This window comes from Streptomyces sp. M2CJ-2 (assembly GCF_016757295.1).
In the GTDB taxonomy this organism is placed as follows: Bacteria; Actinomycetota; Actinomycetes; order Streptomycetales; family Streptomycetaceae; genus Streptomyces.
Genome location: NZ_JAESIF010000010.1, coordinates 1 through 12,843, shown reverse-complemented (window position 1 = coordinate 12,843; position 12,843 = coordinate 1). Strand labels below are relative to the sequence as shown.

Genomic DNA, 12,843 nt, shown 5'->3' with positions numbered 1-12,843 from the left:
GGGACGGCGGGCCCGGCGTGCCGGGCGGCATGGAACAATCGAAGTTGGCTCACCGGTATACACAGCGACCAGGAGACGACAACACGATGCGTATCGGAGTTCTCACCGCAGGCGGCGACTGCCCCGGCCTGAACGCCGTGATCCGGTCGGTTGTGCACCGAGCGGTCGACAACTACGGCGACGAGGTCATCGGCTTCGAGGACGGCTACGCGGGTCTGCTCGACGGCCACTACCGGACCCTCGACCTCAACGCGGTCAGCGGCATCCTGGCCCGCGGCGGCACCATCCTCGGTTCCTCCCGGCTGGAGCGCGACCGGCTCCGCGAGGCCTGCGAGAACGCCTCCGACATGATCCGCGACTTCGGCATCGACGTGCTCATCCCGATCGGCGGCGAGGGCACGCTCACCGCCGCCCGCATGCTGTCGGACGCGGGACTGCCGGTGGTCGGCGTCCCGAAGACGATCGACAACGACATTTCCTCCACCGACCGCACCTTCGGCTTCGACACCGCCGTCGGCGTCGCCACCGAGGCGATGGACCGGCTGAAGACCACCGCCGAGTCCCACCAGCGGGTGATGGTCGTCGAGGTCATGGGCCGGCACGCGGGCTGGATCGCCCTGGAGTCCGGCATGGCCGCCGGCGCCCACGGCATCTGCCTGCCCGAGCGGGCCTTCGATCCGGCCCAGCTGGTCAAGATGGTCGAGGCGCGCTTCGCCCGCGGCAAGAAGTTCGCGGTGATCTGCGTCGCCGAGGGCGCCCACCCCGCCGAGGGCACCATGGACTACGGCAAGGGCGAGATCGACAAGTTCGGCCACGAGCGCTTCCAGGGCATCGGCACGGCGCTCGCCGGTGAACTGGAGCGCCGCCTCGGCAAGGAGGCCAGGCCGGTCATCCTCGGCCACACCCAGCGCGGTGGCACGCCGACCGCGTACGACAGGGTGCTCGCCACCCGCTTCGGCTGGCACGCGGTGGAGGCCGCGCACCAGGGGCGGTTCGGCCGAATGACCGCGCTGCGCGGCACCGACATCGTGATGGTCCCGCTCGCGGAAGCCGTCACCGAACTGAAGACGGTCCCGCAGGACCGCATGGACGAGGCCGAGTCGGTCTTCTGACCGGCGCCGGCCGCCCCGCCCGGCGCCGAAACCGGGACCGTGATCGCGGTGGTCGGCGGACCCGGTACGAAGAGGATCGTCAGCGGGAACGGCCGGTCGAGCCGGTCGAGCCGGTCGAGGCGGAGCGGAAGCTGGGGAGCGGACAGGCCGCGAGCGCCCGCACCACCCGGGCCTGCGGGACGCGCGGTGCGGGGCGTGGGCAGGGCACCCGTACCCGGTGAAGGCTCCGGTGCCTCAGCACCTCACCGCCCCGTCACCCACCGGTACTGCAACTCCGGCCGCCCCACGGTCCCGTACTGCGGGCGCCGGGCGGCGCGGCCCGCGTCCACCAGGTGTTCCAGGTAGCGGCGGGCGGTGATGCGGGAGATGCCCACCGCCTCCGCCACCCCGCTCGCGGTCAGGCCCTCACCTGCGTCACGCAGGGCCACCGTCACCCGCTCCAGGGTCGGTGCGCTCAGGCCCTTGGGCAGGGCGGCCGGTCCGGGGGCGCGCAGGGTGGCCAGCGCGCGGTCCACCTCGGCCTGGCCGCTGGCCTCGCCCACGGCCGCGCGGAACTCGGCGTACCGCACCAGGCGGTCCCGCAGCGTCGCGAAGGTGAACGGTTTCAGCACGTACTGGACGACGCCCAGCGACACCCCCTCGCGCACCACCGCGAGGTCCCGTGCCGACGTCACCGCGACGACGTCCGCGTGGTGTCCGGCCGTCCGCAGGGAGCGGGCCAGCTGCAGTCCGTGCACATCGGGCAGATGCAGGTCGAGGAGGAGCAGGTCGACGGGGGTGCGCTCCAGTGCCCGGCGGGCCTCGGCGCCCGTCGTCGCCTTGCCGACCACGACGAACCCGGGCACCCGGCCGACGTACATCACATGGGCGTCGGCGGCGACCGGGTCGTCCTCCACCACCAGGACGCGGATGGGTCTGTCGGTCATGCCCCGCCTCCCGTGCCGGAGCCGACGCTCTTCGCGTCCGTGCCGCTGCCGGCCGTGGCCACGCAGGCGGGACGCAGCGGGAGCCGCACCTCGAAGCAGGCGCCGCCCTCCTCCGCCGAGGTCACCGTCAGTGCGCCGCCGTGCCGGTGCACCGCCTGCCGTACCAGCGCCAGCCCCAGCCCCCGGCCGTCCGGCCCCGACGGCTTGGTCGTGAAGCCCTGCTGGAAGACCGCCTCGGTGTGGTCCGGGGCCACGCCCGGACCGGTGTCGGACACCTGCAGCATCAGCTCCGTGCCGGCGTCGGTGAGGGCCGTGACCGTCACCCGGGCACTGATGCCGCCCTGCGCCGCGTCCACCGCGTTGTCGATCAGGTTGCCCAGGATGGTGACCAGGTCGCGGGCGGGCAGGCTGTCCGGCAGCAGCCCGTCGTCCAGCCGGCTGGCCGGCGAGACCACCAGCTCCACACCCCGCTCGTGGGCCTGGGCCGTCTTGCCCAGCAGCAGTGCGGCCAGCACCGGCTCGCCCACCGCCGCCACCACCTGGTCGGTGAGCGCCTGGGCGAGTTCCAGCTCGGCGGTCGCGAAGTCCACCGCCTCCTCGGCCCGGCCCAGCTCGATCAGCGAGACGACGGTATGCAGCCGGTTCGCCGCCTCGTGCGCCTGCGAGCGCAGTGCCTGCGTGAAGCCCCGCTCCGAGTCCAGCTCGCCCATCATCGACTGGAGCTCGGTCACGTCGCGCAGCGTCACCACCGAACCGCGCCGCTCACCGCCCGACACCGGTGAGGTGTTCACCACCAGCACCCGGTCCGCGGTGAGATGCACCTCGTCCACCCGGGGCTCCGAGGCGAGCAGCGCGCCCGTCAGCGGCGTCGGGAGGCTGAGCTCCGCGACCGACCTGCCCACCACGTCCTCCTCCGGAGCCACCCCCAGCAGCTCCCTGCCACCGTCGTTGATCAGCGCCACCCTGTACTGCCCGTCCAGCATCAGCAGCCCCTCACGCACGGCGTGCAGCGCGGCCTGATGGTAGTCGTGCATGTGGCTGAGTTCCCTCGCGTTCATTCCGTGGGTGTGCCGGCGCAGGCGGGCGTTGATGACGTACGTGCCGATCGCGCCCAGTCCGAGCGCACCGGACGCGACCGCCAGCAGGGCCGTCAGCTGGGCCTGCGCGCGCTGGCTGATCTCCTCGACCCGGATGCCCGCGCTGACCAGGCCGACGATCCGGTCGCCGTCCCGGACCGGGGTGACCGCGCGGACGGACGGGCCGAGGGTGCCGGTGTAGGTCTCGGTGAACGTCCGGCCCGCCAGGGCGGGCGCGGTGTGGCCGCGGAAGGGCAGGCCGAGCTGGTGCGGGTCGGGGTGGGTCCAGCGGATGCCCTGCGGGTTCATGATCGTGACGAAGTCGACGTCGGTGTCGCGCACCACCGCCAGCGCGTACGGCTGGAGCGTGGCCGAGGGATCGGAGGTACGGATCGACTCGCGTACCGAGGGGGAGTCGGCCACCGAGAGGGCCACGGCCCGTGCCTGGTGGCTCGCCGCCTCCTCCGCCTGGCCGCGGTCGCTGAAGTAGCTGAACAGCGCGTATCCCACCACGAGGACCGCTATCAGCACCGCCTGCATGGCGAAGAGCTGGCCCGCGAGACTGCGGGGCCTGGGGAGGGCGATGCGCATCCCGACAGTGTGCCTGCCGTGCAGGCGTGAACTAAATGAACGGAAGGGTGACCACGCTCACAAGACGGGACATAGTCACGGCGTTCCCCGAAATCCCATCCCCCGGACGTGAGCCGCACGCCGGTCGATGCCGACGACGTCATCAAGGAGGCCGCCGTGACCAGCACCACCGATACGGCACCTGCCGCTCCCAAAGTGAAGCGGGACCGCACGCACTATCTCTACATCGCGGTGATCATCGCGGTCGCCCTCGGTATCGCCGTCGGTCTGATAGCCCCCGACTTCGCGGTCGAGCTGAAGCCGATCGGCACCGGCTTCGTGAGCCTGATCAAGATGATGATCTCGCCGATCATCTTCTGCACCATCGTGCTGGGCATCGGCTCCGTGCGGAAGGCCGCCAAGGTCGGTGCCGTCGGCGGTATCGCCATGGTCTACTTCCTGATCATGTCGCTGGTCGCGCTCGGCATCGGCCTGGTCGTCGGCAACATCCTGGACCCGGGTACGGGTCTCGCGGTCACCGACGCGGTCAAGGAGACCGGTCAGGCCCAGGTCGACGCGGAGGCCAAGGACACCACCGAGTTCCTGCTCGGCATCATCCCGACCACGATCGTGTCCGCCTTCACCCAGGGCGAGGTCCTGCAGACCCTGCTGGTCGCCCTGCTGTGCGGCTTCGCGCTGCAGGCCATGGGCAACGCCGGCCAGCCGGTCCTGCGGGGTATCGAGCACATCCAGCGGCTGGTCTTCCGGGTCCTCGCCATGATCATGTGGGCCGCCCCGATCGGTGCGTTCGGCGCCATGGCCGCGGTCACCGGCTCGGCGGGCCTGGACGCGCTGAAGAGCCTCGCGGTGCTGATGCTCGGCTTCTACATCACCTGTGCGCTGTTCATCTTCGTGGTGCTCGGCGCGCTGCTGCGGATCGTCGCGGGTCTGAACGTCTGGAGCCTGTTCAAGTACCTGGGCCGTGAGTTCCTGCTGATCCTGTCCACCTCCTCGTCCGAGTCGGCGCTGCCGCGGCTCATCGCGAAGATGGAGCACGTGGGCGTCAGCAAGCCGGTGGTCGGCATCACCGTCCCGACCGGTTACTCCTTCAACCTCGACGGCACCATGATCTACATGACCATGGCCTCGCTGTTCATCGCCGACGCCCTGGGCACGCCGATGGCGATCGGCGAGCAGATCACGCTGCTGCTCTTCCTGCTGATCGCCTCCAAGGGCGCCGCCGGTGTCTCCGGTGCCGGCCTGGCGACGCTGGCCGGTGGTCTGCAGTCGCACAAGCCGGCTCTGGTGGACGGCATCGGCCTGATCGTCGGCATCGACCGCCTGATGAGCGAGGCCCGCGCCCTGACCAACTTCGCGGGCAACGCGGTCGCCACGGTGCTGATCGGCACCTGGACCAAGGAGATCGACAAGGAGCGGGTGAACCAGGTCCTCTCCGGGGCCATCCCCTTCGACGAGACCACCCTGCTGGACGACCACGACGGCACCGGCCCCGCCGACCGCGCCGAGGCCCCCGCCGCAGCGGGCGGCGAGAAGGAACTCGCCAAGGCCTGAAGCGCACAGCCCTCCCGGGCTTCCCCCGCCGCCGAGCGGCCGGACTCCTTCCCCCGTGAGCCCGGCCGCTCGGCTCTTTCGCCGCCCCGCCCGGTCTTGCCCTGACGCCGACGTCAAGGCGTACGTTCACCGGTATGCGAATCGGCGAGCTGGCCGCACGCGCCGGAACCACCACACGGACGCTGCGGTACTACGAGTCACGGGGACTGCTGCCCGCGCGGCGTACGGGCAACAACCACCGGACGTACGACGAGAACGACCTGAAACTGCTGCGGCAGATCCGGACGCTCCAGGACTTCGGGTTCGAGCTGGAGGAGACCCGGCCGTTCGTGGAGTGTCTGCGGGCCGGGCACCCCGAGGGCGACTCGTGCCCCGCGTCGCTCGCGGTCTACCGGCGCAAGCTGGACGAACTCGACACGCTCATCGGCGAGCTGCAGACCGTACGGGCGAGCGTCGGGGAGCAGCTGGCCCGGGCGGAGAGGGCGCGGGACGAGTTGGCCGTCGACGCTGCGGTTCCGGGAGGTCCGGAACCGGTGTGCGAACTCGGAGGGCGGCACGGATGAGCAGGGCGGAAGGCGTGATGGAAGTGACTGACGCGGACTTCGCGACGGAGGTGATCGGAGCCGAGCTGCCGGTGCTGGTGGAGTTCACCGCCGACTGGTGTCCGCCGTGCCGGCAGATGGTGCCGGTGCTGAGCGCGCTCGCCGCCGAGCAGGGCGAGCGGCTGAAGGTCGTGCAGCTGAACGTGGACGCCAACCCGGCGACCACCAACGCGTACAAGGTGCTGTCGATGCCGACGTTCATGGTGTTCCGGGACGGGGAGCCGCTGCGGTCGATGGTGGGCGCCAGGCCCAAGCGGCGGCTGCTGGAGGAACTGGCCGAGGTGATCTGAGCCGCCGTCCCGCGCCGGTACCGGACACGGGAAAACCCCCGGGTAATTGCGCCCGGGGGTTTTCGGTGCGTATATTCATTGACTTGCGACTTCAATTGCGGCAAGTCACAGTGAAGTTCAGTAGGCACAGTGTATCCGGGCGGGAGCGGAATTGTCAAACAGCGAATTTCCGGACCATGAATTCCGACAGGAACAGGAATTCATCGACGGACTGTACGCACGGGTGGACGCCCTGCGCGGCGACACCGAGGTGTCCGTCACGGACGCGCTCGGCCAGGGCGACACGCCCATGCAGGCCAGGCTGGAGCGGGACATCCTCGTCGCCGAGCGGTCCGGGCTGCTCGCCGCGCTGAACGCGGTGGACGGCTCCCTCTGCTTCGGCCGGATCGACCTCTCCTCGGGCGACACCCACCACATCGGCCGGATCGGTCTGCGCGCCGACGACGCCGAGCGCACCCCCGTCCTGATCGACTGGCGCGCCGACGTCGCCCGCCCCTTCTACCTGGCCACCGGCCACACCCCGATGGGCCTCAGGCGCCGTCGGCACATCACCAGCGAGGGACGCCGGGTCACCGCCCTGCACGACGAGATCCTCGACCTCGGCGACGAGACCCGCACCGGCCACGAGGACCCGACCGGCGACGCCGTGCTGCTCGCCGCGCTCAGCTCCGCGCGCACCGGCCGCATGGGCGACATCGTGCGCACCATCCAGGCCGACCAGGACCGCATCATCCGCGCCCCGCACCGGGGTGTGCTGGTGGTCGAGGGCGGCCCCGGCACCGGCAAGACCGCGGTCGCCCTGCACCGCGCCGCCTACCTCCTCTACGAGTACCGCGAACTGCTGGCCCGCCGCGCCGTCCTGATCGTCGGACCCAACCCGGCGTTCCTCGGCTACATCGGCGAGGTGCTGCCCAGCCTCGGCGAGACCGGGGTGCTCCTCTCGACCGTCGGCGAGCTGTTCCCCGGTGTGCGGGCCACCCGGGCGGACACCCCCGAGGCCGCCGCCGTGAAGGGCCGGGCGGACATGGCGGACGTCCTCGCCGAGGTCGTCCGCACCCGGCAGGCACTGCCCGACCCGGTGGTCACCATCGAGCACGATCGCGAGATCCTGATGCTCGACGACGGCCTGGTCCGGGTCGCCCGGGAACGCACCCGCGCCGCCGGGCTGCCGCACAACGCGTCCCGCGAGTACTTCGAGGGCCACATCCTCAACGCGCTCACCGACATGGTCGCCGAACGCATCGGCACCGACCCCTACGACGGCTCCAATCTGCTCGACCCCAGCGACATCACCCAGATCCGCGACGAACTCGCAGAGAACCCCGAAGTGTGGTCCGCCCTCGACCGGTTGTGGCCCCTGCTCACCCCGCAGCGGCTGGTCGCCGACTTCCTCGCCGAGCCCGAGGGCTTCCTGCCCGCCGAGGACGCCGCCGCGATCCGCCGCCCGGTGACCAGGCACTGGACCGTAGCCGACGTGCCGCTGCTCGACGAGGCCGCCGAACTCCTCGGCGAGGACGACCGGCCGGCGCGCGAACGGGCCGACCGCGAGCGGCGCACGCAGATCGCCTACGCGCAGGGCGTACTGGACGTGTCGTACGCCTCCCGGACCTTCGAGTTCGAGGACAAGGAGGAGGGCGACCCCGAGTCCTCCGAGGTGCTGTCCGCGCACGACATCATCGACGCCGAGCGCTTCGCCGAACGGCACGAGGAGGACGACCACCGCAGCGCCGCCGAACGGGCCGCGGCGGACCGCACCTGGGCGTTCGGGCACATCATCGTCGACGAGGCGCAGGAGCTGTCGCCGATGGCCTGGCGGCTGCTGATGCGGCGCAGCCCGACCCGCTCGATGACCCTGGTCGGCGACCCCGCGCAGACGTCGGAGGCGGGCGGTGTCGGCTCCTGGAAGGACATCCTCGCCCCGTACGTCGAGGACCGCTGGGAGCACACCCGGCTGGGCGTCAACTACCGCACCCCGGCCGAGATCATGGACGTCGCGGCGGCCGTGGTCCGCGCCGAACACCCCGGCTTCGAGCCGCCCGGCTCGGTCCGCGCCACCGGCGTGCGCCCCTGGGCCCGCGCCACCGACGACCTGTCCGGCGCCGTCGCCGAGGCCGTCGCGGAACTCGGCGGACCGCAGGACGGCCGGCTCGCCGTCGTCGCCCCGCGCGATCTGCACCGCGCGCTGGCCGCCCGGCTGGACGGGGTGACGGCCGGCGCCGAACCCGATCTGACACAGGGCGTCGTGCTGCTCGACCCGCGGCAGGCCAAGGGGCTGGAGTTCGACGCCGTCCTCGTGGTCGAGCCGGGGCGCTACGGCACCAGCGACCTGTACGTGGCACTGACCCGCGCCACCCAGCGGCTCGGCGTCCTGCACACCGGGCCGCTGCCGAAGCCGCTGGCCGACGCCCTGGCGTAGCGCACCCGTCAGGGCTCAGGCCGGGCGCAGCCACACCGTCGCCAGGGGCGGCAGGGTCAGCCGGATGCTCGCCGGGAGGCCGTGCCACCCCTGCGGCTCCGGCTTGACCGGGTCCGGCCGGCCCACGTCGCTGCCGCCGTAGCGGGCCGCGTCGGTGTTCAGGACCTCGTGCCAGGCGGGCACGTCGTCGGGGACACCGACGCGGTACTCGTGCCGGACGACGGGGGCGAAGTGGGACACCGCGAGCAGCGGGGAGCCGTCGGAGTCGTACCGCAGGAAGGCGACCACGTTGTCCTCGGCGGCGTCCCCGGTCACCCACCGGAAGCCGGACGGCTCGGTGTCGCACCGCCACAGCGCGGGGGTGCGCCCGTACTCGGTGTTGAGGTCGCGCACCAGATCGCGCACCCCGCGGTGGTCGGCCTCCGCGCCGTAGGCCGGATCCAGCAGCCACCAGTCCGGGCCGTGCGCCTCCGACCACTCGGCGCCCTGCGCGAACTCCTGCCCCATGAACAGTAGTTGCTTGCCCGGGTGGGCCCACATGAAGCCGAGGTAGGCGCGCAGGTCGGCACGCTGCTGCCACCAGTCGCCGGGCATCTTCGACACCAGGGACCGCTTGCCGTGCACCACCTCGTCGTGCGAGATCGGCAGGACGTAGTTCTCGCTGTAGGCGTACACCATCGAGAACGTCATCTCACCGTGGTGGTACTTGCGGTGGACCGGTTCGTGGCTCATGTACCGGAGTGAGTCGTGCATCCAGCCCATGTTCCACTTCAGCCCGAAACCGAGCCCGCCGAAACCGCTCGGGCCCCCGTGATGGGTGGCCCGGGTGACCCCGTCCCAGGCCGTGGACTCCTCCGCGATCGTCACCACCCCCGGCACCCTGCGGTACACCGTCGCGTTCATCTCCTGGAGGAACGCCACCGCGTCCAGGTTCTCCCGGCCGCCGTGCTCGTTCGGAGTCCACCGGCCGGGCTCGCGCGAGTAGTCGAGGTACAGCATCGAGGCGACGGCGTCCACGCGCAGCCCGTCGATGTGGAACTCCTCGCACCAGTACACGGCGTTGGCGACCAGGAAGTTGCGCACCTCACGCCGCCCGAAGTCGAACTCCAGGGTCCCCCAGTCGGGATGGGCGGCCCGCAGCGGATCCTCGTGCTCGTACAGCGGCCGGCCGTCGAACTCGGCCAGCGCCCACTCGTCGCGCGGGAAGTGTGCCGGCACCCAGTCCATCAGCACCCCGATGCCCGCCCGGTGCAGCGCGTCCACCAGGTACCTGAAGTCGTCCGGGGTGCCGAGCCGGGCCGTGGGCGCGTAGAACCCGGTGACCTGGTAGCCCCAGGACGGACCGTAGGGATGCTCGGCGACCGGCATCAGCTCGACATGGGTGAACCCGAGGTCCTTCACGTACGCGGGGAGTTGATCAGCCAGTTGACGGTACGTCAGGCCAGGTCGCCAGGACGGCAGATGCACCTCGTACACCGAGAACGGCGCCTCGTGCACGGGCACGCCGGCCCGCCGCTCCAGCCACTGTGCGTCACCCCACTCGTACCGCGAGGACGTGACGACGGACGAGGTGGCCGGCGGGACCTCCGTGCGGCGCGCCATCGGGTCGGCGCGCAGGGTCCGCGAACCGTCGGGGCGGGTGATCTCGAACTTGTACAGCTCGCCCTCGCCGACCTCCGGCACGAACAACTCCCACACCCCGGACGAGCCCAGCGACCGCATCGGGTGCCCGGTGCCGTCCCAGAAGTTGAACCCGCCCGCCACCCGCACCCCGCGCGCGTTCGGCGCCCACACGGTGAAGCGGGTGCCGCTCACGCCCTGGTGGGTCATGGGGTGCGCGCCGAGCGCGGTCCACAGCTCCTCGTGCCGTCCCTCGCCGATCAGATGCAGGTCGAACTCGCCCAGCGCGGGCAGCAGACGGTACGCGTCCTCGACCTCCCGCACCGTCTCCTCGTACGTCACGAGCAGCCGGTACGCCGGGACCTCCCGGAACGGCAGCAGCGTCGAGAAGAACCCGCCCCCGTCGTCGTGCAGGTCGGCGGTGAGGCCCCCGGAGACCACGGACACGGCCCGGGCGTACGGCTTGAACGTCCGGAACACGACCCCGCCGGGCACCGGGTGCGCGCCGAGCACGGAGTGCGGGGCGTGATGCGTGCCGTTCAGCAGCCGCTCCCGGTCGTCGGTGCCCACGGCGGGGGAGACCGCGACCTCCGCCTCGGGCGGCGCGGGCCGCCCGGCGGCCGGGGGCCCGCCGACGGCCTTCCGCGCCGCGGCCTTCTTCGCTCCTGCCCTCTTCGTTCCGGCGTTCCTCGTCCCGGGTTTCTTCCCGGCGGCCTGCGCCGCCCCGGCTTTCCCGGCTCCGGTCTTCTTCCCGGCGGCCCGCTTCACCGCCGCGTCCTTCTGCACGGCGGCCTTCCTCACCGTGGCCTTCCGGGACATCTGCTCGGCCGGCTGCTCCGGATGCGAACCGCTGGACTCGGGACGGGGGGTCACGGACGGAGCCTCCTGGTCGACGTGCGGGGCGGACGGAAGTGAATCGTGTGGATCACCGGATCACCCTGGTCCGGGGTCGGCGAGGCGGCGTACGGCGGCCATCGGGACCGGCAGCCACTCGGGGCGGTGCCGAGCCTCGTACAGCACCTCGTAGACGGCCTTGTCCGTCTCGTACGCGCGCAGCAGCACCGGATCGGTGCGCGGGTCCCGGCCCGCGGTCTGCGCGTAGCCGGAGCAGTACGCCGCCCTGCACCGCACGGCCCAGTCCGGCTGCGGCGGATCCGCGGAACGTGCCGCGTAGTCGAAGGACCGCAGCATCCCGGCCACGTCCCGTACCACGGGCTGCGGCATCCGCCGCTCGGCCAGCGGCCGTGCCGGTTCGCCCTCGAAGTCGATCAGCGACCACTCTCCGGCCGGGGACCGCAGGCACTGGCCGAGATGGAGATCGCCGTGCACGCGCTGGGCGGTCCAGGTCTGCCCCTCGGCGGCCAGGTCGCCCAGCGCCGTGTACGCCGAGCCCAGCCCGTCCGCGTACGGCCGCAGCGCGGGCACCGCCTGCGCCGCCGCCCCCAGCCGCTCGGCCATTCCGGCGACCATGTGCCGCAGTCGGCTCCGGCCCAGGGTGACCGTCGGCAGCGCGCGGGCCAGCGCGGTGTGCACCTCGGCGGTGGCCCGCCCCAGCGCCCGCGCCTCGGCGACGAAGTCCTCGCCCTTGGCCAGCTCCCGCAGCGCCAGCTCCCAGCCGTCCGTCGCGCCCCGCACGAAGGGCTGGAGCACGCCCAGCACATACGGCTCGGATGCGGCCGGCGCCCCGGCGGCACCACGACCGCCGGTGGCGCCGGTCTCGTCAGGCTCTGCCAGCAGCCAGGCCGTGGGCGGGGGCACCCGGGGACAGCCCTCGCGGGCCAGCGCCAGCGGCAGCTCCAGGTCGGGGTTGATCCCGGGCACGATCCGGCGCAACAGCTTCAGAATGAACGTATCTCCGTAGACGACGGACGAGTTCGACTGCTCGACGGTCATCAGTCGCGGCACCAGACCGGACGCGATCTCCTGCCCCGGGTCCCGCTCGAAGCGCAGCCCGCCGATCCGGGCCCGGGAGCGCAGGGCCTCCAGGAGCAGTTCGGCGGGCCGGGTGTCGTACAGGGCCTCGTAGACCGTCCGCCCGGTCAGTGGGCCCTGACTCAGGTGTCCGATCAGCGCGGGCGCGAGCCTGGGCGGCAGCGCCTCGCGCACCCCCAGCAGCAGCTGGTAGCAGTCGCCGGGGCGGTCGGCCCCGCCCCGGGCGGACAGGGCGGGCTGGTGGGTGCGGACGAGCAGGTGGTACAGGCCCAGCCTGGCGCTGGGCGGACGTAACTCGGTGGCCGCGACCAGGGTGAACCCGGTGACCGGGCGCCCCTTGCCCGCGAACCAGCGCTGTCGCGGCAGCCACTCGCGCAGCAGCGGATCCAGTGACGCAAGGAGGCCGGGCGGGGGTGCGACCGTACGTATGACGGCTTCCGACATTTCAGTCGCGTCCTTTCCCCGGATCGTCGGGGTGTTACTGATGCGTGCCCCGGGCGGCGCGGGGGAAACCGCCCCACCCGGGGTCGGTGGGTGCTACGCGGCGTCCCCGCGCAGCCGGAACCAGTAGAAGCCGTGGCCCCCCAGGGTCAGCAGATACGGCAGTTCGCCGATGGCGGGGAAGCGCACCCCACCGAACAGCTCGACCGGGTGCCGGCCCTGGAAGGCGCTCAGGTCGAGCTCGGTGGGCTGGGCGAAGCGGGAGAAGTTGTTCACGCAGAGCACC

10 protein-coding genes are annotated in these 12,843 nt (G+C 72.1%); 5 read left to right on the top strand and 5 right to left on the bottom strand.

Annotated features, from left to right (window positions below; genetic code table 11):
* Window positions 1–86: 86 nt before the first annotated feature.
* On the top strand, window positions 87–1,112 hold the full coding sequence (locus JL475_RS11075) for an ATP-dependent 6-phosphofructokinase (protein ID WP_202277374.1): 1,026 nt from the start codon (window positions 87–89) through the stop codon (window positions 1,110–1,112).
* A 242-nt stretch (window positions 1,113–1,354) separates the two neighbouring features.
* On the opposite strand, the gene JL475_RS11070 is transcribed toward JL475_RS11075, so the two are convergent.
* Together JL475_RS11070 and JL475_RS11065 are read right to left on the bottom strand one after the other, a co-directional pair.
* A complete protein-coding gene (locus JL475_RS11070; RefSeq protein WP_202277373.1) occupies window positions 1,355–2,038 on the bottom strand; it encodes a response regulator in 684 nt (227 codons plus the stop codon).
* A complete protein-coding gene (locus JL475_RS11065) occupies window positions 2,035–3,705 on the bottom strand; it encodes a sensor histidine kinase (protein ID WP_202277372.1) in 1,671 nt (556 codons plus the stop codon). Before JL475_RS11065 ends, JL475_RS11070 begins: the two co-directional genes overlap by 4 nt.
* A gap of 156 nt (window positions 3,706–3,861) precedes the next feature.
* On the opposite strand from JL475_RS11065, the gene JL475_RS11060 reads away from it, so the two are divergent.
* From JL475_RS11060 to JL475_RS11045, 4 genes are all read left to right on the top strand, one after another.
* Window positions 3,862–5,256 carry a cation:dicarboxylase symporter family transporter gene (locus tag JL475_RS11060; RefSeq protein WP_202277505.1) on the top strand — a complete coding sequence of 465 codons (1,395 nt, stop codon included), beginning with the start codon at window positions 3,862–3,864 and terminating at the stop codon, window positions 5,254–5,256.
* Window positions 5,257–5,390: 134 nt separating this feature from the next.
* A complete protein-coding gene (locus tag JL475_RS11055; RefSeq protein ID WP_202277371.1) occupies window positions 5,391–5,819 on the top strand; it encodes a MerR family transcriptional regulator in 429 nt (142 codons plus the stop codon).
* Window positions 5,820–5,833: 14 nt separating this feature from the next.
* The gene (locus JL475_RS11050) at window positions 5,834–6,148 is read left to right on the top strand and encodes a co-chaperone YbbN (protein WP_202277370.1); all 315 of its coding nucleotides are present in this window, start codon (window positions 5,834–5,836) and stop codon (window positions 6,146–6,148) included.
* Between the two features lie 133 nt (window positions 6,149–6,281).
* Window positions 6,282–8,564: an AAA family ATPase gene (locus JL475_RS11045; RefSeq protein WP_202277504.1), complete on the top strand. Its 2,283-nt coding sequence runs from the start codon at window positions 6,282–6,284 to the stop codon at window positions 8,562–8,564.
* A gap of 15 nt (window positions 8,565–8,579) precedes the next feature.
* Here JL475_RS11045 and glgB read toward each other — a convergent pair whose 3' ends face one another.
* The 3 genes from glgB to JL475_RS11030 all read right to left on the bottom strand — a co-directional run.
* Window positions 8,580–11,003, bottom strand: a complete 2,424-nt coding sequence (gene glgB / locus JL475_RS11040; protein WP_237406841.1) for a 1,4-alpha-glucan branching enzyme — start codon at window positions 11,001–11,003, stop codon at window positions 8,580–8,582.
* Window positions 11,004–11,117: 114 nt separating this feature from the next.
* A complete protein-coding gene (locus JL475_RS11035) occupies window positions 11,118–12,560 on the bottom strand; it encodes a maltokinase (protein WP_202277368.1) in 1,443 nt (480 codons plus the stop codon).
* Window positions 12,561–12,653: 93 nt separating this feature from the next.
* On the bottom strand, window positions 12,654–12,843 hold a 190-nt coding region (locus tag JL475_RS11030; RefSeq protein ID WP_202277367.1), incomplete at its 5' end, for an alpha-glucosidase C-terminal domain-containing protein.

Bases quoted from the DNA above. Each gene is read 5' to 3' on its own strand.
- JL475_RS11075 (WP_202277374.1), top strand. From the start codon at position 87: ATGCGTATCGGAGTTCTCACCGCAGGCGGCGACTGCCCCGGCCTGAAC.
- JL475_RS11070 (WP_202277373.1), bottom strand. From the start codon at position 2,038: ATGACCGACAGACCCATCCGCGTCCTGGTGGTGGAGGACGACCCGGTC.
- JL475_RS11065 (WP_202277372.1), bottom strand. From the start codon at position 3,705: ATGCGCATCGCCCTCCCCAGGCCCCGCAGTCTCGCGGGCCAGCTCTTC.
- JL475_RS11055 (WP_202277371.1), top strand. From the start codon at position 5,391: ATGCGAATCGGCGAGCTGGCCGCACGCGCCGGAACCACCACACGGACG.
- glgB (WP_237406841.1), bottom strand. From the start codon at position 11,003: ATGTCCCGGAAGGCCACGGTGAGGAAGGCCGCCGTGCAGAAGGACGCG.
- JL475_RS11035 (WP_202277368.1), bottom strand. From the start codon at position 12,560: ATGTCGGAAGCCGTCATACGTACGGTCGCACCCCCGCCCGGCCTCCTT.